The following is a 22729-nucleotide window of genomic DNA, read 5'->3' as shown; positions in this document are numbered from 1 at the left end:
TTACTCCGTTCTTTGAATATATCATGGAGCTGTTTCTTCTTAGAACCGCCTAGTTATGCGCCAATCATTTACATCATTGTTGTTGTTCTTGCTACTGCTTGGTTCTTGCAATGAATTTAAGCAGCGCCGGGATGTTGCAGCTACTTCTAAGAATATTAAGCGAGACCTGGCAGACATCAAAGAAGATGGCAAACTCAAAGCCCTGATAGCTTACAGTGCCACCAGTTATTTCCTGTACAGAGGGCAGCCTATGGGCTATGAATACGAACTACTTAAGCGTTTGGCAGACGATCTTGGAGTTGAATTAGAACTTACTGTATCCCGGAATCTGGATGACCTTCTTACCGAACTAAAGAAAGGAAATGTAGATATTGTGGCCCATGGGCTTGCAATCACCTCCGAACGAAAAAAAGAGGTGGCCTTTGCCGACTATCTTTATATCACGGAACAGGTACTGGTGCAAAGAAAACCTGCTGGGTGGCGACAAATGACCCTTGATCAGATCCAAAATTCCATCATAACAGATCCCATCCAACTTATTGGTGATACCATTTCCGTACGGAAGAACTCCTCCTATTTTAAGCGAATAAAGAACCTGTCTAAAGAAATAGGGGGAGAGATCTATATTGATACCCTATTGGGAAATTTAGCCACCGATGAGATTATTAAAATGGTGGCGGATGGGACTATCAAATACACCCTGGCGGATAAGAACCTGGCCTCCATTAACGCCTCTTATTTTCCAAACCTGGATGTGGGGGTGCCGCTTAGCTTTTCACAGCGTATTGCCTGGGCCCTGAGGCCAGAGTCCAAGAAGCTTTTAAACGCCACCAATAAATGGATAAAGAAAGAAAAGAAACAAACAGACTACTACGTTATCTACAACAAGTACTTTAAGAACAAAAGAAGTTTCAGAAGGCGGGTGAACAGTCCTTTTTACAGTCTTAACCAACGGCAGATCAGTAAGTACGATCTTATTATAAAGGAAAATTCTAAGCATATTGGGTGGGATTGGCGTTTATTGGCGTCATTGATCTATCAGGAATCGCGTTTCGATCCGGAGGCAGAGTCCTGGTCTGGAGCAAAAGGCCTTATGCAAATGATGCCGGAAACCGCCAAAGAAATGGGGGTAACGGCCTCCTTAGACCCAACAGATGTGATCAGGGGTGGTTCCAAATACCTAAAAACGCTTTATGATAGGTTTGAACATATCACCGATTCTGTACAGCGTATGAAATTTACCATGGCCTCTTACAATTGTGGCTATAGCCATGTATTGGATGCCCAAAATCTTGCCCATATCAAAGGCCTGAACGATACCATTTGGGATGATCATGTAGAAAAGATGATCCTGGCTTTGAGCTACCCTAATAACTACAACCATGAGGTGGTGAAATATGGTTATGTGCGGGGACTGGAGCCTTTTGAATACGTAGATCAGATCTTTAAAAGATATGATCATTACTGTAAGTTTATTGATCTGGATGACTCCAAGAAAGGAGTTCTAGCGGGTTCTTAGTCGGTTGAGAATATTCTTACTAAATTTTTTATCATCCTCAAGGATATTGAAGAAAGTGTTGATAAAGTTATGAGCCTGCTTATAATGATCTTGGTCCTTAAATAGGTCTTCTAATACAGTAACCTCCTTCAGCATTTCTTCCTTTTTTTCAAGGAATAATTTCCGCACCTCGTATAGCTGTGCTTCCTCGCGTTCATATCCTTTGTAGATACGATCTGTGACCTGAGTGATAGAACCAGACAGGTTCTGTATGTTGGTAACCGCCGCGTAAGGGGCATTTACCAGGCCACACATATCAAAATCGAATGGCACCGGGATGATCCTCTTTTCTGCAAACAATATCTTTTGGTTGTGCTGTTGCTTGGTGGAATAATCTGTGTTGGCGATCATATATTCAAAAAAGGCATTTTGAATAGAGGCGGCAGCGTCGTGCTGCAGGGGATGTATGATCCGTTTAATTTCCTTCCCATCGTATCTTTCTGCTACCTGGTCTATATCCTCTATCATAAAGCCAAGAAGATTGTGTTCTACCTTTCTCTTTCCTCTTTCCTCAAAGAGTTCTATCCTTGTGAGCCTGGTTTTAAAGTGATAGGTCCCTACGCATTCGTAGAGTTTGTAGGCCAGGTATTCTTTTAGCACATAATCACTACTGTTCCTGTCTATAAGACAAGGAAGGACCAATTTTATCTTTTCACTCCCATGGAACAAGCTGCCTTTGGTGTACTTTTTTTTAAATTTGAGTTTGAGGGGGGCAAAGTAACAGTTGGCCCGCCTAAAATTTCCCCGGGCCCTCAGATCTACCGGGAGGGAATCCCAGGAAGTATGGGCCTCCTTAAACCAGATCATTGACTGTAAGTAAGTGCTGTCATTGGTTTCCCTTTTCATGGCTTTGTTAGAATACCGCAGCTGAAGAAGTAAAGGAACCTCGCTGCCGAAAAGGGGCTGTACCCCTTCTTCAATGACTGTTATATCGCTTTCCTGAGCATAAGAGTGGGGCATCAGATACAGCATCCAAATGAGTAGAATCCCCTTTATCCAATGGTGTTTCATTGTCTTCTTCTCTTCCTTAAATGTACAATTAAATGTGAAATATTTGCCATCAGGAAATTTTATTCACCCCAAAATTTGCTGTAAATGTTACTAATAATTTTTGTTAAGGATTTGTTAAATTATTCTTTTTTTTATATCTTCAAGAAATCCCCTCCCAATAGTTATTGGGAATTATGGGGACCAGTAAAATGAGCTAATGGAGAAATCTGAAAAATTATTAGGAGCAAGGGTGATTACTGGGTTATTACTGATCACTTTAGTAACCCTAGTAATTCTTATGTATCAAGAGTATTCTGCTGAATTAGCCAAGAATGCGGAACTATACATGGCTTCTTCTTTACAAAGTTTTGACACCTCATTGGCTGTCAAATAAAAGCCGGCAATCTTGTCATGAGTACCTCCCGGAAATCATGATTTACAGATCATTCACTATTAGACCTTTAAAATCCGGCTTGTTTCTAAGCCGGATTTTTTAATTTGTAATAAAAATTATGACGCTCCATAAAATTGGGCTTGGCGGTGGCTGCCATTGGTGTACCGAGGCCATCTTTCAATCCCTCCTTGGGGTAACTAAAGTTGAACAGGGTTGGATCTCCGCCAGGGAAGCAGACACCTTTTCAGAAGCCATCATCGTGCATTATGAAGCGGAGGTCATCCCCTTGAAAGTCCTTGTTGAGATCCACCTACAGACACATAGCTGCACCTCGGATCATTCTATGCGTTTAAAATATCGATCGGCCGTCTATGTGTTCTCAAAACAGCAAAAAAAAGAGGTAGAAACCATGTTGGTCCACTTACAACCTGCATTTGAGAAACCCCTCATAACCAAAGTCCTTTTTTTAAAAGAATTCAAGGGGAATGCGGAGGAGTACCTGTCCTATTACCAGCGAGATCCCAACAAGGCTTTTTGCAGAAATGTGATTTCGCCAAAGCTCCGTATTTTACTTGCAAACTATAGCTCCCGGGTAGATCATACTAAGATCCGCCTTCCTTGCGGGGAAGTATAATAAGGCTACTTTATTTTGTTATCTCCCTTACTATGAGTACCTTATACATGGTATTCATCATAATTTTACTGTTATGGGAAGAATTAAGGCACTAAACAAATGGGCCAATGCCCATACCTATTACCTCATAGACATAGTAAGAGCTGCACTTGGTCTCTTTCTGATTTTAAAAGGGGTCGATTTTATGTCGGATGCCCAGGCCATGGCCCTGGTCATGGATCCCTTCAGGGAGCTGCCCGGCAGCATGATGATCATGCATTACGTGGCAGCCGCTCACTTTGTGGGGGGATTCTTTATCATCGTTGGCCTCCTGACCCGTTGGTGTGTAGTTTTACAAATACCTATCATTATAGGAGCCATACTTACCAATTTTTTGGGCGTAATGGTCGTAGCTAACCTTATACAGGCGTGCGTGGTATTTCTGGTATTGATCTTCTTCCTGCTGTACGGATCCGGAAAACACTCCCTGGACTACTATCTTAAAATGCAGAAATAAGTGAATATTTATTGCGCTGGAGCTGGTTTTCTTTTGGGCATCACCAAACTGTCTGCGGGATAATTCTCCTTTAAATAGCTCATTTGAGATTTCGCCCAGGAAATAAGCAGCTCTCTTTGCTCGTCCGATAAGTTAGCCTCGGAATGCAACCCCAAATAAGTGTAATCTTTTAAAGGCATTTCCTTTTTTTCAACCATTTCCGCTACCTCTTCCCACTTATGGTTTTGGATGGCTATTGGTCTGTTGGTGAACTCAGAGAAATTAAGATGACCTTTCCCGTGCTCTATGTGGTCATTAAGCCACCAGGCTACCGGCTGTACATTGGCATACCAGGGATAGACCGTCTTGTTGGAGTGGCAGTCATTACAAGATACCCTGAGGATCTCATCTACTTCTGCAGGCACTTCGTATTTCTTAGTTATAGCATAGGTAAGGTCATTGCTTTCATTTCTTTCCGGTCTGAAGAATTGAATTATGACAAGTATAACCAGAAGGGCAAGAAGGATCTTTTTGATCATGATATATTGAATTAGGTTTGTTACGCTAAAGTAAAATTATTCTTTGGGATTTGGTTATGAATATAACTTCAAATTAACATTCGTTCTACCTTTTATTTCAGAAATAAACCTCTTTCCTCAAAAACCCAAAACTGTTAAAACATCGATTAAATGCACATAACTTCGGTCTACACCACATATTTTGGCACTTTCACAACAAATGGCGGTAGGAGCATTCTTATGTTTTGTATCTTATATAGACGAAAATCTTAAATTCTATGTTATGGAAAAATACACGAACAAACACCCGATCTTGAATACTATTCTTTCTGTTTTAAACGTAAGTCTAGAAGTAGTCCTTGCCCTAATCGCTTTGGGATTCATCATTGGCCTTTATGGCATCTTAAACTAAGAGGTTAATTTTGAGTACCATTGTAATATTTACAACACAGTAAAATCCGATCTTTCTACAGGTCGGATTTTTTTATGATCTCGTACTTTATACGTTCTACTTATCCTCCTCTACCAATTCATATCCCTGGTTGATCCCCTTTTCCATGGCCGGAACCCCACGTTCCATCCATTGAGGTTTGGGATCTCCTTTTAGATAATGGTCAAAGAACTGGGCCATTCTAATAGTAAAGTCTTTTCGGTTCTGCAGTTTTAAGGGCCAGTGTGGTTCCCCGTTGTAATTCAGGAACCAGGAAGGTTTTCCAAGTCGTCGCAGGCTCACAAAGAATTCTATCCCCTGGTACCATGGCACATGTCCATCCGCATCGTTATGCATAATGAGCAGGGGCGTATTGATCTTATCCATAGTAAAGATAGGCGAGTTCTCCAGGTATCGCGTAGGGTATTCCCAGGGGGTGCCCCCTATACGGCTCTGGGTATGCTCATATTGAAATTGGCGGCTCAGGCCTGTCCACCATCTGATGCCCCCATAGGCACTGATCATGTTAGGAACCGGAGCACCGGCCTCGGCCGCCTTAAAAATGTCTGTCCTGGTCACCAGGTAGGCGATCTGATAGCCGCCCCAGCTATGCCCTTGTACTCCAATATTCTCCTTGTCTACAAACCCCTTTTCTATAAGAGAGGTAACGCCCGGGATCACACAGTTATAGGCGCTTTCCCCGGGATAGCCTATACGGTAGTGTATATCCGGGTTAAAAATAAGGTACCCCCTGCTGGCGTAAAAACTGTAGTTGATGGTTGACCTGCCTGCCGTGGGTGCCCGATGGCGGTGCAGCCCATCCGCACTTTTTTCATAGAAATTCACCAGCATAGGATACTTTTTAGACGGGTCAAAATCCTCCGGCTTTACCAGCAACCCTGTCAGTTCAATTCCATCCAGGGATGTCCAGGTTATCAATTCAATACTACCCCAGTTATAATCTGCCTGCTGCGGATTAGCGGTACTGATCCTGGCAGGGGATTTTAGATCCATATCGGCTACCCAGAGATCCGGGAATTCCGTAAAAGATTGGCGGGTAAATAGGAGTTTGTTGGCCAGAGCCGACTTTATAGGATACCCATATCGGTAGGGACCATTGAGGAGGGGTTGTACGGTATTGCTCTTAAAATCAAAGGCCGCAAACCCACTACTTTTGTCTGTTTCGTTAAAGGTTTCGAGCAAAGCTTTTTCTGAGGTATCTATGTACTCTTTTTCCCAGTCTAGTCGTATATAGCGGTACACGGTTCTGGTCTCCCGGCCTTTTGTGAGTCGGGTTGAAGAGCCGGTTGCAGGATCGAATTTCCAAATATCATAGCGGTCGTACAGCAATAAAGATCCGTCCTTTTCTGTCCAGCCCGCAAAACCGTAAGGGGACGGAAATGAGGGGGAATCGTGCAGCTCATCGTAAAATTGTTCGCCTTTGGTAAGGGCTCTGTATTGGTCCTTTGAGATGTTGTAGGTAAACCAGAGACTATCCGCATTGTTATAGCCAAAGACATAGGCACCTTTAGGGCTGAGGGTTACCCGCCCTGCCAATTTGGTAAGTACTTTTTTACGGGATCCGGTGGTGAGATCCACCAGGGCATAGTCGCGCGCACGTTCTCCCGTCCATTGGCTTTCCAGCGCATAGGGGGTTGGGTTGCTCAACAGGACTGTGTTGGCATTGCCTTTATCTGTAAGTTGAAAATCCGGGTAGGTGGCATTTGCCAGTTGAGTTAACGTCTTCTTTTTGTTTAAATGGATGACGGTGGTATATGCTTGTACCGTATCATTCTTTAATTGCAGTTCCTGTACGGTATAGAGACGGGGTTCGTCATAGGTCCAGACCTCCACGTTAACGATCTCTTCTTCGGTTAGCAGGGTATCTTTAATGATGGGTGGTTTGGCCAGGCCAAAATAGAGCTTGGTTTCATCTTTGGAAAAGTGCACTTCCTCGGTGGCTGAAGGCCGTAGGTCATTGCCAAGACTTTGCCCATCCACCAATTTTTCGGCGGTGGCCATGCCTTGTTGCCAGTGATAGAGTTCCCTGGGCCGAAGCTGTACCTTGGTAGTATCTGCATCTACCACAAATCCTAAATGTTGCCCGGTCTCGCTAAGGCTGAGTTGGGCATAGGTAGCCTTTTTAGCCTCGTGTACTTTGGTAAGGGAGCCCTTCTCAAAATTAAGGACGTAGACGGCGGCGTTGGCCGAGTCATTTTCCCCTGTGGTGGCCCAAGCCAGGGATTTTCCTCTTTTGGCGAAGGTATAGTCTGTGACAAACTTAAAGGTGTCTTGTTGTTCAGTGGCAATGTCTCTTACCAGGAGGTGATAGCCGTTCTTTTTGCTGACCTTTTTTTCTTTCTTTTTCTTGGTCTTTTTAGTGTCCGAACTATCTTGAGTAGTGTCTTTTTTAGCTTCAATCTCTTCTAATTGGTACGCTAGGTAGCCACTCCATTTTTCCGGGATCTTGTAGCTCTTTATATTGCCAATTCTCTCCAGTTGACCGGTGGTAAGATGATAGATCCCCAGGCTATCCTTAGGCATGTCCTTTTTTTTTACCTTTTTGCGTTTCATAGCCAGCACACTGTCTTTCCAGGCGGAGATGGTAAAAACGGCATGTTTGGAATCATAGGTAAAGGCCCCTTTGGAGGCCCGCTCATAGGATAACAACTCCTTCCCTGAAGCGTCTTTCAAGTGAAGGAACTGATCTTTCTCCCCTTGTTCCAGACTGTATAACACATAGGCCCCGTTGGGCGCAATCGCCGGTGTCTCTATAGAATTCCAAAGTGCCAGATCGGGATGATCTAATACTTTTTTTTGGGCACTTACAGAAAAGCTAAGTAAGACTAAGAGGAAACAGTATAATGGCTTCATAAAAGAGGTTTTGATGTAAGTTCTAAATATACTATTTCTGAGGGTTATGTGAAATAACTAGATAGCATGTGAATTTAAAAATCCAATCTAGGATTAGATTGGATTTTTTAAAAGTTCCTTTTGTGTGCACTTTACTCTTCCATTTTTACTAAAGGTGAATGATGTTCATGGACTATCCTCCATCCATTCTTGGTCTTGAGAAATAACAACGACATTTGCTCGTTCACCACGGCAAGATCTTCACCAAATTGCAAATGAAAATCTGAGTGCAGCGTAACATTGGCCACATCACCAAAAACAGCAATTTTCATATCATTCATATCAAACTTCAACACTTCAGTAACTGAGCCAAATGTATTTCTTTCAAATTCTTCATTTTCCGCTCCATTGTTTCGTACTTCTCCATTTTTAAATTCAGTGAACTTTTCATTATAAGCATGAAAAGAGATCAGCTTGTCTATATCTCCATCCAGCACACTTTGTGAAATGCTATCTATGGTCATTTTAACGGCTTGCTGGGCCTCTGGAAATTCATCGTTTAAAAGATCAATTTTTACTACTTCAACTTCTTCCTCTTTTTGTTTGCATGCAGTGATCACAATCGAAAAAACCATAATCAGTGCAACTATCATTTTTGTTTTCATACTGGTATTTTTATTTGGTTAGTATACAGTCAATAAATTACGAATTAAATTAGGAAATCAAAACAACAAATATCTATCATGTCCCGTCTCTTCCCGATAAATATGGGGAGCTATCGGGATCGGGATGGTATTTAAGCTAGTGATATTTACCCTTTCTTTTTTCCATAAAAAGTATTTCAAAAAAATATAAGCCTTCTAATGTTTCGGTAAGGCCTATCTTTAGGTAAAATAAAAATTCCGCAGGCCTGTACAAACTCCGGAAGTTTTTGATTCAAATCCATGGAGGACAACCAACAAAAAATAGATCAACTCTTAGAAAAATTAGCCGTCCTTGAAAAGGTACACGGGCATTTTGCCGAGGAGATAACCCAGCTGCGGGAGGAGATCAACCAACTTAAAAATGCTCCCCATGCCCCAGCCCCTGTACAGGAAACTCCCCAGGCGCCAAGTGAAGTAAAACAGGAAACTAAGGCTGTTAAGACCGCCCCTGCTCCTTCCAAATTAGTCCGCGTTCAGGACAATAAGATTATAGGGGGTGTCTGTTCCGGGATGGCCCAAAAATATGGGATGAACCTTGCGTTAATGCGACTGCTTTGGGTACTTTTTGCCCTGCTATTCTGCATTGGCGTATTGGTCTATGTGCTCCTTTGGGCCACACTCCCAATAGGGGAAGGGTTTTATGAAACATCCGCTCCGGAAATGGCAGCCCCCGCCATGCAAAGCACCTCAGCGCCTCAGCCAACAGCCCCTAAAAAACCGGTGGTCGACTTAGAAAAATACATAGGGGAAAACCTTATCAGTAAGATCGGTATTGCGGTGCTGGTCATTGGTGTAGGAATTGGCGCCAAATACTCCATAGACAATGATCTGATCAGTCCGGTTGTACGCATTATCATGGGCTATACCATAGGCGCAGCCCTGTTGGTATTAAGCCAAAGGCTAAAGCAAAAATATGAGAATTTTAGTGCCGTTCTCGTCAGTGGGGCCATGGCCATCTTCTATTTTATGACCTTTGCCGCCTACTCTTTTTATGACATGCTTTCTCCCGTCACTGCCTTTGCCTTGATGGTGCTCGTTACCATTGCCGCAGTAGGGGCGGCCCTTAATTACAACAAACAGTTTATAGCTCATATTGGGCTGGTAGGTGCCTATTGTATCCCATTTTTATTGAGTGAGGGGAAAGGGCAGGTTCTGGTGCTTTTTAGCTATATGACAATCATCAATGTGGGTATTTTGGTAGTGGCGTTCAAAAAATACTGGAAGCCCCTGTACCTGGTCGCGTTCTTTGTCACCTGGCTCATCGTCCTTAGCTGGTATGAGACCAGCTATGAGGCTCCTGAGCATTTCAGCATACTGTTAGGCTTTGGCTTTGTCTTTTTTGTCCTCTTCTATCTCACTTTTCTAGGCTATAAACTCATAAAAAAAGAGCCCTATGAGGTGCTCGATATTGTCCTGGTCCTGGCTAATTCCTTTGTGTTCTATGGCCTGGGCTATAGCCTCATAAAAGATATGCCGGAATGGGAATCCTATCTTGGATTATATACCCTTTTCCATGCGCTGGTGCATGGAGTGGTGGGCTTGGTGATCTATCAACAAAAGGGGGTAGATAAGCCTATTTTCTACCTGGTTTCAGGGATGTTCCTTGTCTTTGTTACGCTCACTATTCCTGTGCAATTAGACGGGAATTGGGTAACGCTGTTATGGCTTGGGGAAGCGGCTTTGCTGTTCTGGATTGGGAGAACCAAACAGGTGCCCATTTATGAAAAAATTGCCTATCCTGTGCTCGTGCTTGCCTTTTTCAGCATCCTCCAGGATTGGAGCGAGACCTATTATGATGTGTACCTTTTGGAGGAAGTAACTCGCTTCCCATCGCTTCTTAATGTTACTTTTTTAAGCTCCCTTCTCTTTAGCGGGGTCTTGGGTGGTATCAATTACCTGCACTATGACAAAAAGTATGCTGTCGCCTTTGCGAATGATAAAACTGCAGCTTCCGCTGTATCGGTGGGCCTTTCGGGCATGCTATTACTTGTACTTTATTTTACCTTCGCCCATGAAATTTCTTATTACTGGGATGGTCTGTTTCAGGATTCTGCTACGGAGATCACTCCGGGTTCGTATGGCAAAGAGTATAACTACGACTTCCTCTCCTTTAAAACCGTATGGGGTATGTTGTATTTTGTGGGTTATACCACCCTGCTTTTGATGGTCAATGATGGCAAGATAAAAAGCAAGATAATAGGTATCCTAAGTTTGTGCCTGGGAGCTCTTGGCCTGCTGTTCTTCTTAACCGTAGGGCTGTATGAACTCAGTGAACTGCGGGATAAATATTTGACAGAAGGTTTTACCGGCGGCTGGTTCTATCTGGGCATCCGTTATCTGGCTTATGCCTTTGTAACTGCCTTGCTTGTAGTGGCATCCAGACATCTAAAACAACACTATACAAAAGTGCAGTATGCCATCCCCTTCGATCTGATCCTAAGTGTAGTTATTCTATGGACAGCCAGCAGTGAACTCATCCACTGGTTAGATCTGTCCGGGGCACAGGATTCCTATAAATTGGGGCTTACTATTTTCTGGGGTGTCTATGCCCTTGGCCTTAGCGCATTTGGGATCTGGAAGGGCAAAAAACACCTTAGGGTAGCGGCTATAGTACTGTTTGGTATCACGCTTTTAAAACTGTTCTTCTACGATCTGGTAGACCTTTCCACACTGTCAAAAACGGTGGTCTTTGTCTCTCTGGGCATCTTGTTGTTGCTAATTTCCTTTTTGTACAACAAGTTTAGATCACATATATCATCCCGATAGTAGCGATAGCCATCGTCACAAACGGAAATAAAGAACAAACAATAGCTAGGTAAAGACCTTCCAGGTTCTACTGAGAATCGGAGAACATAGGCCCTCCTTAACCACATTTAGACGAACCACAGTCCGTGCAGGTTAGGCAACCTTCCTGGTAGATCAAATTGGTAGATTTGCAATTGCTGCATTTCTGACCTTTGGCGGCCACACCATCAGCCACATATCTTTTTAACGCACGTACAACGCCATTTTTCCAGGTGTTAATCTGTTCGCTATCCAGGTGCAGACTGTTGATGAGGTCCACAATTTTATCAATCGGCATCCCATGACGCAGCGTACTCGATATCAGTTTTGCATAGTTCCAATATTCGGGATCAAACTTATGGGAAAGACCCTCAATAGTGGTCTTGTACCCCCGGGTGTTCTTGTATTGAAAATCATAGCGCGAGTTACCGTCTTCGTCCCTGTTCTTGATGATCACCCCTTCATCTACCCAGCGAGGTATCAAAATACCATCGTCATCATCTGCCAGACCAGTGAAGATCTCGTAGGGTTTACTGTCTATACGACCTATAAAAGCGATCCACTTTTCCTTGTTGTTCTGAAAACGCACCACGTCTGCCTCAAGGATCTGTGGTCTTTTGGTAGGAACTGAGGTTAAGGTTTCTTGTTTGTCCTCTTTGTTATCCTCATTAGAGATCAGTACACCAGAACGGGATCCATCCCTGTATACTGTAACTCCTTTACATCCCACCTTCCAGGCTTCCAAATATAATTTTCCTACCAGTTCTTCTGTAGCATCGTTGGGGAGGTTTATAGTAACGCTTATGGAATGATCTACCCACTTTTGTACTGCCCCTTGCAATCGCACCTTGCTCAGCCAATCTACATCGTTGGAAGTAGCCTTGTAATAAGGAGATTTTTTTACAATAGCATTGATCTCATTCTGGGTGTAATTTTTATCGGTGTCATAGCCTTTGATATTCATCCAGGCCTTAAACTGATGATGAAACACCAGGTATTCTTCCCAGGAGTCGCCCACCTCATCTACAAAGTCTACGCGGGCCTCCTTATCGTTAGGGTTAACTTTTCGTCTGCGTTTATACACCGGAAGAAATACGGGTTCAATGCCAGAAGAGGTCTGGGTCATTAAACTTGTGGTCCCTGTAGGTGCAATGGTCAACAGGGCAATATTTCGTCTGCCGTATTCCAGCATTTCATAATACAGCTTTTCATCGGCTTCCTTTAAACGGAGAATAAACGGGTTTTCCTTCTCCCGTTCTGCGTTAAATATTTCGAACGCACCTCTGTCGCGTGCCGTATGCACGGATGCCCTGTAAGCCTCAATGGCCAGGGTCTTATGCACCTCGATGGAAAAACTGTTTGCTTTTTCACTGCCATAACGCATACCTAATGCCGCCAGCATATCGCCTTCTGCCGTGATGCCAATGCCGGTACGGCGGCCTTCCTGTGCTTTTTTCTTTATGTTCTGCCAAAGGTTATATTCCACCATTTTGGTGTCTTCCAATTCCGGGTCGTCGGCAATTTTCTTTAGGATGCCGTCCACTTTTTCGAGCTCCAGGTCTATGATATCGTCCATAATACGCTGTGCTACCGCTACGTGTTTTTTAAAGAGCGGAAAATTAAAGGCAGCTTTATCTGTAAAAGGCGCATCTACATAAGACAAAAGATTGATGGCCAGCAAGCGGCAAGAATCATAGGGGCAAAGAGGGATCTCGCCACAAGGATTGGTTGAGACCGTTTTATAGCCCAGATCTGCATAGCAGTCTGGTACCGATTCATTGATTATGGTGTCCCAGAACAAAATTCCCGGTTCAGCCGATTTCCAGGCGTTATGGACAATTTTACCCCATAGTTCAGACGCTTTTATCTCCTTCTTAAATTTTGGATCAGCACTATGGATCGGGAATTTTTGGGTGTAGGTGCCATCATTTTCAACAGCTTTCATAAAAGCATCGTCCATGCGAACGGAAACATTGGCGCCCGTTACTTTACCCTGTTCCATTTTGGCATCTATAAAATTCTCAGCATCGGGATGGTTGATAGATACGGATAGCATTAAGGCTCCCCTTCTTCCATCTTGTGCCACCTCACGCGTAGAATTTGAATATCGTTCCATAAAAGGCACCAATCCCGTAGAGGTTAGGGCAGAATTTTTTACCGGCGAGCCCTTGGGTCGAATATGAGATAAATCGTGCCCCACACCTCCCCTGCGTTTCATCAATTGCACCTGTTCCTGGTCTATCTTCAGGATACCGCCATAGGAATCAGATTTCCCATCCGTTCCTATCACAAAGCAATTGGAAAGCGAGGCAATTTGAAACGGGTTGCCAATACCCGCCATCGGGCTACCCTGAGGGACTATGTATTTGAAGTTCTTTATGAGATCAAAAACTTCCTCTTCCTTCATCGGATTTGGATACTTGACCTCGATCCTCGCAATTTCGCGAGCGATCCTGCGGTGCATATCGTCTGGCGTACGTTCATAGATGTTTCCGTCAGAATCTTTCAGGGCATATTTGTTTACCCATACACGGGCGGCCAGATCATCGCCTTTAAAATAGATCAGCGAAGCTTCAAAAGCTTCATCCTGGGTGTATGTTGTAGTGGGATTTGAGGAAGTAGTTGTTTGCATTTATAGAAGAGTATGATTTATTAGGTTGTAATTCTGCTCTAAAATTAGACAAAAAGAAAAGAACTATTTTATGATAAAAATCATAAAGTGTACAAAGAATAAGGTTAAAACTACTGATTATCAGTTATTTAATAATTTATCAACATAAAAAAGTTGACAAAAAAATACAAGTTCCATTAAATGGATAGGATGCCTGTCCGCAGGGGGCAGAGCAGACGGCATGTCTTTTAAACCACAAAATTTGTTCCTTAAAACGGCTCCTAAACTGTCATAATTTCTTATAGATTTTGATCCGAATAGTGACCTTTTAAAAATTATGGTGTCTTAAGTATGTGAATCATTACTTGTTCTTTTTAAAACATACAATCGTGAACTTGCCTTTTTTATTTGGCACCCTCTCTGCAAGTACCTGTATCCCCTTACAAGTACTATGCAGATCTCGGGAAAACCTACTAAATGCTTACAGTGAAAACGATTAAAGAATTTGATGAACGTTACGATAGTTGGTTGGGTTGATTTGGGTCTCTGTGGAAATATAAAAATTTCCGAAGGGGACCCTTATCTCAATGTTTCATTAAATTGCTGTCGTTTACCAAATAACAGATTCAAACCATAGTAGAAGGTGACCATACTCAAAAAACTGTTTCTTGTATTAATCGGTGATCGATATAAGTCTGATTTAACAGATGAAAATCCGTATCGCAGCCTTACGGACGAGGAATTGGTTAAAACGATCATTGAGACTAAAAACACCCTTTTATTCGGTATTATTTATGACAGGTATGCAAATAAGGTCTATACTAAATGTGCAGGTTTTTCAAGGTCGGAGGATGAGGCCGCAGATCTCACACAGGATGTTTTTCTTATGATATACGTTAAAATGGGAAGTTTTAGAGGCGCGTCTAAATTCTCTAGTTGGGTGTATGCCTTAACCTATAATTTTTGTGTCAACTATGTGAACAGGAACAAAGAGCGGAAAATGAGTGAGAAATGGGAAAAGCTGGAGGATACCGATGCTAGTTTGTCCATAAATGTAGAGGATAGAAGCTTATTTCATATGCGAACAGACAAGCTAAAAAGAGTATTGGAACAAATAGCCCCGGAAGATAAAGCCATTTTGCTGCTGAAATATCAGGATGATGTTCCCATCAAAGAACTTTGTGCCATTCTGAATATTGGTGAAAGTGCTGTAAAAATGCGACTGAAAAGGGCGAAGTTAAGACTAATAGAAACCTATAATGCAACCCCATAATGGCAGATAACAAACAAAATCCGTTTAAAGATCTGGGTAAATTAATAAAGGAGGCTCCCCCTAACCTTAAAACAAAGGTGATGAATGATGTTGCCACAGCCAAACTTATTATGGACCTGGCCTCCCTGTTCACCCTTAACGTTAAAGAGGTGCTGTCTGGCATGTTTAAAACCCGTCGTAAAAACTAACAAACTAACTATCTAATCTCACTAAAATTATGGAAACAATTGGAAGCTTAGCATCAGAATCCCTCAAATCTATCCTTCAGGATATCGTCTCTGCACTCCCCGGAATCATAGGCGCCATCATTGTTCTGCTCCTGGCATGGATCATCATTAAGATCACCTCGTTTATTTTGAGAAAGATCTTGCGAATAGCCCGGATAGATAACGTATCTGAAAAGATCAATGACGCCAAATTATTTGGAGAGAAAAGCAATGTAAAAGTAGATGTGTCCAAGATATTAATAGGCTTTGTAAAAGGGATCTTATGGATCACTTTTATCATAGTAGCCGCCGAAATAATGGGCCTAACGGTTATTTCAACCGAGATCTCAAACCTGTTGCGCTACTTACCTGTGCTGCTTAGTGCCGTCGTTATTTTTATGATAGGGATGTTTGCCGCCAAATTGATCCGGAAAGCATTGATCGGGATTTTCGAATCCATGGGCATGAGCGGGTCAAAGATAATTAGCGGCATTGTGTACTATATGATCATCATTTTTGTATTGGTAACCGCGCTAAACCAGGCCGGGATAGATACGGAGATCATCACCGGCAATATTACTATGATCATAGGGGCCTTTCTCCTGGCGTTTGCCATTGGTTTAGGTCTGGGATCCAGGGAAGTGGTGGCAGACCTGCTCACCACCTTCTACGCCCGTAAAACATATGCCGTGGGAGATTCTATCAAAACAAAGAAAATAGAAGGTACCATAGAAGCTATAGACGGTATCTCGGTAACGGTAAAAACCAAAACCGCCAGGATAGTGATCCCCATTAAGGATCTGGTTCAAAATAAAGTAGAAATAAAATAGTGCGGAATAGCGAGCGGCCGGCCCGGACCATGACGTTCGTTAAGATCAACTATAATCAACAATTTGTGTAATTAATAATAGAAATTAAAATGGGAAAATTTGAAATTAAAAAAACAAAATCGGGTCTGTGTAAGTTCGACCTTAAAGCTTCGAACGGACAGGTGATCTTAAGCAGCCAATCTTACAAATCCATGTCGGGTTGCAAGAAAGGCATCAGCTCGGTAGAAAGAAATGCCAAAGATGATAAAAGGTATGATCGTAAAACAGCCAAAGATGGCAGCCCTTATTTCACTTTAAAGGCAACTAACGGACAGATCATTGGCACCAGTGAAATGTATAGCAACACTGCCGGAATGGAAAATGGGATCGCTTCAGTAAAGAAAAATGCTATTGGTGCGCCTATAGAGGATAACTCCTAGAAATTAAAAACAATTTAAAATAACTATTAAAACAAAAACGATGAAAAAATTAATACTGTTAGCTCTTTTTGTGATGGGAGGTGTGTTTACCTACGCCCAAACAGCAGCTGAATTAAAAGCCACACAGGCACTTAAAAAGGACTCTATTAACGCCATTCAGGGGCGGGTAGATGCTATTCAAGGTCAGATCAATGCCCTCCCGGGATGGAAAAAAGGCGCCTTTGGGACAATTGGGGTAAACCTGTCTAGTTTTAACAACTGGTATTCTCAGGGCTTTCCGAATAACTCGGCCGGTAATATTGGATTTACTGTAAATGCCTTTGCTAATTTAAAGGAAGATAAGTTCTTCTGGAGAAATGCCGCTAACGTAAATTTAAACTGGGTAAAAATTGATGACAAGGACGATCCTACGGACGATGATAGTTTTAGGGAAGCCACCGATGTCTTTAATATTACTTCCCTCTACGGTAGAAAAATCAGCGAGAAGTTTGCCATCTCTACCCTGGGAGAGTACAGAACAACTATCCTGAACAATTTTAACGATCCCGGATATCTCGATATTGGGGTTGGGGGTACCTGGACTCCTTGCGATGATCTTGTGGTGGTGATCCACCCATTGAACTACAACTTTGTATTTAGCAAAGAAGACGCCATTTTCAATTCTTCCCTGGGAGCTAAGATAGTGGCAGATTACACCAGAAGCATAGGGGCCGTAAATTTTAAGAGCAACCTCTCCTTATTTCAAAGTTATGAAAGCGGGGATCTCAGCAACTGGACGTGGACCAATTCCTTCTCCTATACCTTATGGAAGATGATAGGTGTTGGTTTCGATTTTGGATTGCGGAACAACAAGCAGGAAGCTTTGAACTATTCCGTCAATACCTTGGGGAATACCACAGATACTTTTGATACGGTAGACAATGAGCTTCAAACCTATTGGACGGTAGGCTTGAGTTATGCGTTCTAGCAAAATCAGAATAAATAAGAATTCCATTTATTAACTAAATATTTTATTAATCATTTAAACTAGTAGAACTAATGCTAAAAGAATTTAAAAATTTTATCATGACCGGCAATGTAATTGAATTTGCCGTCGCAGTTATTTTGGCCGGGGCCGTTGGGCTTGTGGTTAACGGATTTGTAAACGACATCGTTATGCCCGTAGTAGGGGAATTTGCCGGCGGTGCAGATTTTGCAAGTCTGAAGTACGTGTTAACCGAGGCCTCTGGTGTTGCAGGAGAAGCAGGTGCTGTTGCAGAAAATGCCATTCGTTATGGGGCATGGATGAATACCATCGTGAACCTTATCATAGTAGGTTTTGTGTTGTTTATGATCGTAAAGGCATACAATAAAACAAAAACGCCACCACCGCCTCCGGCACCGGCAGGACCTTCACAAGAAGATCTTCTGGCTGATATACGAGACCTTTTGAAGAAGAGATAGATCTCTTACATAAAAAGAAGAATTAGATAACCCCCTGCGCCATAAAGTGCAGGGGGTTATTTGTTGTGAAACTCTTAAAGATTTTACCTGAACATAATGTCATATCTCGACACCCATACCAATGGCATGTTTACATATCGCAGACACTCAAGGTGACGTTCTGGCTAGCAGGGTGTCTGTCCCGAATATTACTTATATGTTATTTGTCAGAAATACTATCTACGATTGAGACCACTAAAACTATGGCTATCATTCCCATTATTGCGGTTAAAAATAAAGTCATAACACTTGATTTTAAATATTTCTACAAAGTTGAGGCTACAATATATTGCAATCTATGACTTATCTCATAGTTCCTTAAAAGGCCTATAAAAGATGGCAAGTTTATATATAGTAGAATCTTGCAAAATCATTTAAAATCCTTGTGGTTATTGAGTTTAAACCATTCCAACAGGTGGTTGGGACAGCATTTTAATAAATTCTACATAATTAGATTATGTGTATGGGGTAAAGATTCCAAATAACAACTCATATCTGTGGATGATTTTGGGATAAAGGCTATTTTAGTACGTATATAAAACGAACTTTCCTTAATCGATAAGGAACAAAATAACCACTTTGCTGTAACTTGTACTTGTAGAAAACGAATCAAATAAATATGAAAGAAAATAAAGCATGCATTATCCCGACAATGCGATACAAAAATGCCCGAACGGCAATTGATTGGCTATGCATCGCATTCGGATTTGAAAAACACCTCATAGTGGAAGGAGAGAATAATACCATTACGCACGCACAACTGACATATGGTAATTCCATGATTATGTTAGGTTCTGAAAATGAAAACGAATATGGAAAACTTGTAAAAACGCCCCAAAGCCTCCACGGAAATAACACTCAAGCACCTTATATTGTAGTCGAGAAAATTGATGAACACTATGAAAAGGCCGTTGCTGCGGGAGCAAAAATTCTAATAGAAATTAAAGATGAAGAATATGGTGGACGCGGCTATACATGCAAGGATACTGAGGAATATATATGGAACTTTGGTTCATACGACCCTTGGACGGAAAACGAATAGTGAAAAGCCAGCATACAACATTGGGCACATGTAGACTGAACACTGAGGATTTTGTGAAAAAAATTCAATTGATTAAATTAGAGTATGATTTTATCCAAAAAAAGACTTTTTGGTTGGCTTGTATTCGTGGTTTGCGCTTTACTAGTTCCATTTGTTGCCATGCAATTTACTGATGAAGTAAACTGGGATTTAACAGATTTCATACTAATGGGGATTGTACTGCTCGGAATTGGAATTACATACGAACTTATCGCTGGAAAATCAAAAAAGACAACCTATAGAATGGCTTTCATAATAGGCTTGCTGGGAGCCTTTTTGTTATTTTGGGTAAATGGTGCAGTGGGACTAATAGGTAGCGAAAACCAGGATGCTAACCTTCTATATGGTGTCGTATTCGTAGTAGGTTTAGTGGGTGCTTTAATTTCGCGTTTTAAAGCGAAGGGAATGTCCATTACACTATTAGTTGCTTCTATTGTTCAAATGATGGTACCAATCACGGCATTAATTATTTGGCCACCATCAGAAATTTCATGGGCACCCAGTGTCATTGGAGTTTTTCTATTAAGTGGATTTTTTGCGCTGCTATTTTATTTATCAAGCATGCTATTTAAACGCTCTTCGATTCATGAGATGAATTTGAATTGAATATTATTACTATCCATTTTACCTTACATCTACCTCAACAAAGAACTTGTCTACTCTGAAGCGTATGACGTTGGAGGAAGTGCGGAATAACTTTTTCCCTCTACTCCGTCTATATAAGACCATAAACCCGTATCATCTGGTAATATCATTCCGGGTGTAACAGAGGCAGAATGGATCCAATTCGTTTTTTCAACGATAACTTCCCCATCTATTTTTAAAATGATGCTTTCCAGGCCATCATTTGCCAGGGTAGAATCATTTAGCCTTACGAATAATCCTAAATTATCCGTTTCTGCCGTTTTAAAACTAGAGGTCCAGGGTAAAAATACCTGATATTCATTCCCATATCCCCCGCCTTGTATTCTAGTAGATAATCCTTGTCCATTCACCTCCCATGTAATGTTGGATGTCTCTATATCGTCTTTGCCACAACTAATGATCAAAAGAAAAAGTAACAATGCAATTTTTTTCATATATGTTCTATTAATACCAAGAATATATATATGAAACGAAATTTCACCTAAAATATGACACTTCTCATGCTCATTTTCTTACGCAATGCAATTTTATGATGCAAAATATATTAGTAACTATTTGATTATCAATATAAAACAGAGAACTGGACCGAAATTTCAGCATACATGTTAAAATCTATTAATCACTGAGGAAACCGTAAATAGAAACCCCGAAAAAATAATCCCTTCGACTCCGCTCGACCTGACATTTACCACCTTTTATTCCATGCATTTAGCTAATTAAAGATCCTGAATTATCTTTGACCTTTAAACAAAAAGATGGCCTCAGGATTTTTTGCAATTTTAGATGATGTAGCTACGCTGCTAGATGATGTTGCCTCCATGAGCAAAGTTGCCACCGAAAAAACGGCGGGAATTTTAGGAGATGATCTGGCCGTAAACGCAGAAAAAGCTTCCGGCTTTGCCTCCAAACGAGAACTTCCGGTGCTTTGGGCCATCACCAAAGGCTCGCTGCTCAATAAAATAATCATCCTGCCCATTGCCTTTCTTTTAAGTGCCTTTTTACCCTGGGCAGTGATCGTCATCCTGGTACTTGGCGGCCTGTATCTCGCTTATGAAGGGGCCGAAAAGATCTACGAATTCTTTGTGCCACATGAACATGCCCGCATTCCTGCCGATCTCAAGCCGATCGAGAAAAAGGACATCCTTATAATGGAAAAGGCCAAGATAAAGTCGGCCATCCTCACCGATTTTATCTTGTCTATCGAAATTGTGATCATCGCATTAGGAACTGTTCTCAACAAGCCCTTAACCACTCAGATCCTGGTAGTGACCTTTATAGCGCTGCTGGCTACGGTAGGGGTGTATGGTATTGTGGCATTGATCGTAAGAATGGATGAGTTTGGAACCCGACTAATAAAATTAAACGGTGAAGACAACAGTATTTCTGATATCATAGGGCGGTTTTTTGTGAATGCCCTGCCCTGGGTGATCAAATCACTGGCCGTTATTGGTACTATAGCACTGCTGCTGGTCTCGGGCGGCATCTTTGCCCATAACCTGTCTTTTTTGCACAACCCCTTTCCATGGCTCCCGGATCTCATCTATGAATTTGTTGTCGGACTTCTAACCGGCTTTCTGGTGCTGCTGGTGTATAAGGGAGGCAGGAAGTTAGTTGCCAGTTTATAGGCTTATTGACAAATTGCCGATCCTTGATTCACAATGGTTACCCCTTCATTAATAAAAAGATCTCCATTGGCCAATTTATAGAGGGGATAAAACTGTTGGTTGCCATTGGTGGGAATATATAAGATACCGTTAATATTGTTTTGGTTGATGATCTTCCAGGTACCGTATTCTTGCCAGTTAGATTTTTGCTCATTACCCAATACCGTTCGCTTTACCGTATTTCCGTATAAACCATAATACCCATTGGGGCAATAATGAACTTCTATAAAATAATAGGTCCCATACAAAACCTCACCTTCCCTATATGTGAGGAGTAACTGCTGGTTGTTAAAGTAATTATGCAATTCATCAATAGATGGATTCGTTTGCGCATTAAGCCTCATACTGCAGCATGTTCCTATTACAAAGAGGAGCATCAATGTTATATGCGATTTCGCCTTTAGCCGATCAAAGTTGTCTTTATTTCTCATCACAGACCAATGTCTATTATATGATTAAAACACACTTTTAAAGTATTAATTATTTATAGGATATTCAAAATAATCAGCAATTAATCATATATCCCGATTGCGGTGAACCTCTAAATAGGGATAGTAAGGTTTCTAAGGAGATCTGATTATTGACCCGCACCCGCTTAGAGGAGAATCACGGAAGGGCAGGCTGGGTTTACCAGCCTTCAGGCAGTGGATCGAGTAATTGCACGATGGACGATGGAAGAGGGGATTCTGGCAGTTTGCGTAGCAGATTGGCGTATTCGCGATCCTGAAAACCTTTTGCTGCATTCCAATATAGCTCTGCAGCGCTTTCATTACTGTGGGGCCGAAGTTGCATAATAGGCCATTCTTTCTCGCCCAATATAAATGGTGTCATATAGTCTACTGCAAGCCTTATGCTCCGGCCTTCTAGACTGCGATAAGCAAAGAGGTCGTAGTTGAGATGGCGACCAAGACGGGCCACAGTAATTAGAGCCCGGGCATTGAAAATGCTGTAGTTTAGCGACCGAGTGCGGATGAGCTCCTGGGGTTGGCGTCCATCGATGAAGACCTGGGAAAATATGCGAGTAGGCATGTCGTCAAGTTGTTTGCGCGCCAGATCGAAGTTTTCGCCATAGAGCGCATAAAGAATGAGTTGAGCGTTATACCAGGAACCATGGTTGTTCGGTTGCATAGACTCTTCGATACCTGTAGGGCTTTCCACCATCCAAGTTGCGAATTGGC

At 42.0% G+C, this 22729-nt stretch carries 23 protein-coding genes; 15 read left to right on the top strand and 8 right to left on the bottom strand.

What is annotated here, in order from left to right:
• Positions 1-55 precede the first annotated feature (55 nt).
• Positions 56-1519: a transporter substrate-binding domain-containing protein gene (locus Q0X72_RS00370; RefSeq protein WP_297760357.1), complete on the top strand. Its 1464-nt coding sequence runs from the start codon at positions 56-58 to the stop codon at positions 1517-1519.
• On the opposite strand, the gene Q0X72_RS00365 is transcribed toward Q0X72_RS00370, so the two are convergent.
• Positions 1505-2569 carry a hypothetical protein gene (locus Q0X72_RS00365; protein ID WP_297760354.1) on the bottom strand — a complete coding sequence of 355 codons (1065 nt, stop codon included), beginning with the start codon at positions 2567-2569 and terminating at the stop codon, positions 1505-1507. The two genes, Q0X72_RS00370 and Q0X72_RS00365, sit on opposite strands and share 15 nt — an antisense overlap.
• 196 nt (positions 2570-2765) lie before the next feature.
• Here Q0X72_RS00365 and Q0X72_RS00360 point away from each other — a divergent pair, with 196 nt between their 5' ends.
• From Q0X72_RS00360 to Q0X72_RS00350, 3 genes are all read left to right on the top strand, one after another.
• Positions 2766-2942, top strand: coding sequence for a hypothetical protein (locus Q0X72_RS00360; RefSeq protein ID WP_297760351.1), 177 nt, complete (start codon positions 2766-2768; stop codon positions 2940-2942).
• 118 nt (positions 2943-3060) lie between these two features.
• A complete protein-coding gene (locus Q0X72_RS00355) occupies positions 3061-3576 on the top strand; it encodes a peptide-methionine (S)-S-oxide reductase (RefSeq protein WP_297760349.1) in 516 nt (171 codons plus the stop codon).
• 73 nt (positions 3577-3649) lie between these two features.
• Positions 3650-4072, top strand: a complete 423-nt coding sequence (locus tag Q0X72_RS00350) for a DoxX family protein (RefSeq protein ID WP_297760346.1) — start codon at positions 3650-3652, stop codon at positions 4070-4072.
• 8 nt (positions 4073-4080) lie between these two features.
• Here Q0X72_RS00350 and Q0X72_RS00345 read toward each other — a convergent pair whose 3' ends face one another.
• Entirely contained in the window at positions 4081-4590 is a 510-nt protein-coding gene (locus Q0X72_RS00345) for a heme-binding domain-containing protein (RefSeq protein WP_297760343.1), read from the bottom strand.
• A gap of 262 nt (positions 4591-4852) precedes the next feature.
• Between Q0X72_RS00345 and Q0X72_RS00340 the strand changes: the two genes are divergently transcribed.
• Positions 4853-4981 carry a hypothetical protein gene (locus Q0X72_RS00340; protein ID WP_297760340.1) on the top strand — a complete coding sequence of 43 codons (129 nt, stop codon included), beginning with the start codon at positions 4853-4855 and terminating at the stop codon, positions 4979-4981.
• Positions 4982-5077: 96 nt separating this feature from the next.
• On the opposite strand, the gene Q0X72_RS00335 is transcribed toward Q0X72_RS00340, so the two are convergent.
• Positions 5078-7873 (bottom strand): prolyl oligopeptidase family serine peptidase, encoded by a 2796-nt coding sequence (locus Q0X72_RS00335; RefSeq protein WP_297760337.1) that lies wholly within the window; start codon positions 7871-7873, stop codon positions 5078-5080.
• Positions 7874-8004: 131 nt separating this feature from the next.
• Positions 8005-8517: a nuclear transport factor 2 family protein gene (locus tag Q0X72_RS00330; RefSeq protein WP_297760334.1), complete on the bottom strand. Its 513-nt coding sequence runs from the start codon at positions 8515-8517 to the stop codon at positions 8005-8007.
• Between the two features lie 279 nt (positions 8518-8796).
• On the opposite strand from Q0X72_RS00330, the gene Q0X72_RS00325 reads away from it, so the two are divergent.
• Positions 8797-11322, top strand: coding sequence for a DUF2339 domain-containing protein (locus tag Q0X72_RS00325; RefSeq protein WP_297760331.1), 2526 nt, complete (start codon positions 8797-8799; stop codon positions 11320-11322).
• Between the two features lie 97 nt (positions 11323-11419).
• Here Q0X72_RS00325 and Q0X72_RS00320 read toward each other — a convergent pair whose 3' ends face one another.
• Positions 11420-13972: an adenosylcobalamin-dependent ribonucleoside-diphosphate reductase gene (locus tag Q0X72_RS00320; RefSeq protein ID WP_297760328.1), complete on the bottom strand. Its 2553-nt coding sequence runs from the start codon at positions 13970-13972 to the stop codon at positions 11420-11422.
• A gap of 622 nt (positions 13973-14594) precedes the next feature.
• Here Q0X72_RS00320 and Q0X72_RS00315 point away from each other — a divergent pair.
• The 8 genes from Q0X72_RS00315 (at position 14595) to Q0X72_RS00280 (ending at position 19848) form a co-directional block, all read left to right on the top strand.
• Positions 14595-15224, top strand: a complete 630-nt coding sequence (locus tag Q0X72_RS00315; RefSeq protein WP_297760325.1) for a sigma-70 family RNA polymerase sigma factor — start codon at positions 14595-14597, stop codon at positions 15222-15224.
• Complete coding sequence (locus Q0X72_RS00310) at positions 15224-15412, top strand: hypothetical protein (RefSeq protein WP_297760322.1); 189 nt, start codon at positions 15224-15226, stop codon at positions 15410-15412. Before Q0X72_RS00315 ends, Q0X72_RS00310 begins: the two co-directional genes overlap by 1 nt.
• 29 nt (positions 15413-15441) lie before the next feature.
• On the top strand, positions 15442-16260 hold the full coding sequence (locus tag Q0X72_RS00305; RefSeq protein WP_297760319.1) for a mechanosensitive ion channel domain-containing protein: 819 nt from the start codon (positions 15442-15444) through the stop codon (positions 16258-16260).
• 89 nt (positions 16261-16349) lie between these two features.
• Entirely contained in the window at positions 16350-16679 is a 330-nt protein-coding gene (locus Q0X72_RS00300) for a YegP family protein (protein WP_297760315.1), read from the top strand.
• Between the two features lie 40 nt (positions 16680-16719).
• Positions 16720-17646, top strand: a complete 927-nt coding sequence (locus tag Q0X72_RS00295) for a DUF3078 domain-containing protein (protein ID WP_297760312.1) — start codon at positions 16720-16722, stop codon at positions 17644-17646.
• Positions 17647-17717: 71 nt separating this feature from the next.
• Positions 17718-18122, top strand: a complete 405-nt coding sequence (mscL, locus tag Q0X72_RS00290) for a large conductance mechanosensitive channel protein MscL (protein ID WP_297760309.1) — start codon at positions 17718-17720, stop codon at positions 18120-18122.
• A gap of 658 nt (positions 18123-18780) precedes the next feature.
• On the top strand, positions 18781-19203 hold the full coding sequence (locus Q0X72_RS00285; RefSeq protein WP_297760306.1) for a VOC family protein: 423 nt from the start codon (positions 18781-18783) through the stop codon (positions 19201-19203).
• Positions 19204-19287: 84 nt separating this feature from the next.
• Entirely contained in the window at positions 19288-19848 is a 561-nt protein-coding gene (locus Q0X72_RS00280) for a hypothetical protein (protein WP_297760303.1), read from the top strand.
• A gap of 50 nt (positions 19849-19898) precedes the next feature.
• Here the strand turns inward: Q0X72_RS00280 and Q0X72_RS00275 are convergent, their stop codons facing one another.
• Complete coding sequence (locus Q0X72_RS00275; protein ID WP_297760300.1) at positions 19899-20321, bottom strand: hypothetical protein; 423 nt, start codon at positions 20319-20321, stop codon at positions 19899-19901.
• A 321-nt stretch (positions 20322-20642) separates the two neighbouring features.
• Here Q0X72_RS00275 and Q0X72_RS00270 point away from each other — a divergent pair, with 321 nt between their 5' ends.
• Positions 20643-21512, top strand: a complete 870-nt coding sequence (locus Q0X72_RS00270; RefSeq protein WP_297760297.1) for a DUF808 domain-containing protein — start codon at positions 20643-20645, stop codon at positions 21510-21512.
• Between the two features lie 2 nt (positions 21513-21514).
• On the opposite strand, the gene Q0X72_RS00265 is transcribed toward Q0X72_RS00270, so the two are convergent.
• Both Q0X72_RS00265 and Q0X72_RS00260 read right to left on the bottom strand, forming a co-directional pair.
• Positions 21515-21982, bottom strand: a complete 468-nt coding sequence (locus tag Q0X72_RS00265) for a hypothetical protein (RefSeq protein WP_297760294.1) — start codon at positions 21980-21982, stop codon at positions 21515-21517.
• Positions 21983-22178: 196 nt separating this feature from the next.
• On the bottom strand, positions 22179-22729 hold a 551-nt coding region (locus tag Q0X72_RS00260), incomplete at its 5' end, for an alginate lyase family protein (protein ID WP_297760291.1).

Source organism: uncultured Muriicola sp. (assembly GCF_947258935.1).
Lineage (GTDB): Bacteria > Bacteroidota > Bacteroidia > Flavobacteriales > Flavobacteriaceae > Muriicola.
This window is presented reverse-complemented; position numbering and strand designations above follow the sequence as displayed.

Excerpts from the sequence above, each read along its gene's own strand:
- Q0X72_RS00365 (WP_297760354.1), bottom strand. The coding sequence starts at position 2,569 with ATGAAACACCATTGGATAAAGGGGATTCTACTCATTTGGATGCTGTAT.
- Q0X72_RS00285 (WP_297760306.1), top strand. The coding sequence starts at position 18,781 with ATGAAAGAAAATAAAGCATGCATTATCCCGACAATGCGATACAAAAAT.
- Q0X72_RS00295 (WP_297760312.1), top strand. The coding sequence starts at position 16,720 with ATGAAAAAATTAATACTGTTAGCTCTTTTTGTGATGGGAGGTGTGTTT.
- Q0X72_RS00345 (WP_297760343.1), bottom strand. The coding sequence starts at position 4,590 with ATGATCAAAAAGATCCTTCTTGCCCTTCTGGTTATACTTGTCATAATT.
- Q0X72_RS00325 (WP_297760331.1), top strand. The coding sequence starts at position 8,797 with ATGGAGGACAACCAACAAAAAATAGATCAACTCTTAGAAAAATTAGCC.
- Q0X72_RS00370 (WP_297760357.1), top strand. The coding sequence starts at position 56 with ATGCGCCAATCATTTACATCATTGTTGTTGTTCTTGCTACTGCTTGGT.
- Q0X72_RS00320 (WP_297760328.1), bottom strand. The coding sequence starts at position 13,972 with ATGCAAACAACTACTTCCTCAAATCCCACTACAACATACACCCAGGAT.
- Q0X72_RS00335 (WP_297760337.1), bottom strand. The coding sequence starts at position 7,873 with ATGAAGCCATTATACTGTTTCCTCTTAGTCTTACTTAGCTTTTCTGTA.
- Q0X72_RS00350 (WP_297760346.1), top strand. The coding sequence starts at position 3,650 with ATGGGAAGAATTAAGGCACTAAACAAATGGGCCAATGCCCATACCTAT.
- Q0X72_RS00310 (WP_297760322.1), top strand. The coding sequence starts at position 15,224 with ATGGCAGATAACAAACAAAATCCGTTTAAAGATCTGGGTAAATTAATA.
- Q0X72_RS00300 (WP_297760315.1), top strand. The coding sequence starts at position 16,350 with ATGGGAAAATTTGAAATTAAAAAAACAAAATCGGGTCTGTGTAAGTTC.
- Q0X72_RS00265 (WP_297760294.1), bottom strand. The coding sequence starts at position 21,982 with ATGAGAAATAAAGACAACTTTGATCGGCTAAAGGCGAAATCGCATATA.
- Q0X72_RS00360 (WP_297760351.1), top strand. The coding sequence starts at position 2,766 with ATGGAGAAATCTGAAAAATTATTAGGAGCAAGGGTGATTACTGGGTTA.
- mscL (WP_297760309.1), top strand. The coding sequence starts at position 17,718 with ATGCTAAAAGAATTTAAAAATTTTATCATGACCGGCAATGTAATTGAA.
- Q0X72_RS00340 (WP_297760340.1), top strand. The coding sequence starts at position 4,853 with ATGGAAAAATACACGAACAAACACCCGATCTTGAATACTATTCTTTCT.
- Q0X72_RS00305 (WP_297760319.1), top strand. The coding sequence starts at position 15,442 with ATGGAAACAATTGGAAGCTTAGCATCAGAATCCCTCAAATCTATCCTT.
- Q0X72_RS00275 (WP_297760300.1), bottom strand. The coding sequence starts at position 20,321 with ATGAAAAAAATTGCATTGTTACTTTTTCTTTTGATCATTAGTTGTGGC.
- Q0X72_RS00355 (WP_297760349.1), top strand. The coding sequence starts at position 3,061 with ATGACGCTCCATAAAATTGGGCTTGGCGGTGGCTGCCATTGGTGTACC.
- Q0X72_RS00330 (WP_297760334.1), bottom strand. The coding sequence starts at position 8,517 with ATGAAAACAAAAATGATAGTTGCACTGATTATGGTTTTTTCGATTGTG.
- Q0X72_RS00280 (WP_297760303.1), top strand. The coding sequence starts at position 19,288 with ATGATTTTATCCAAAAAAAGACTTTTTGGTTGGCTTGTATTCGTGGTT.
- Q0X72_RS00270 (WP_297760297.1), top strand. The coding sequence starts at position 20,643 with ATGGCCTCAGGATTTTTTGCAATTTTAGATGATGTAGCTACGCTGCTA.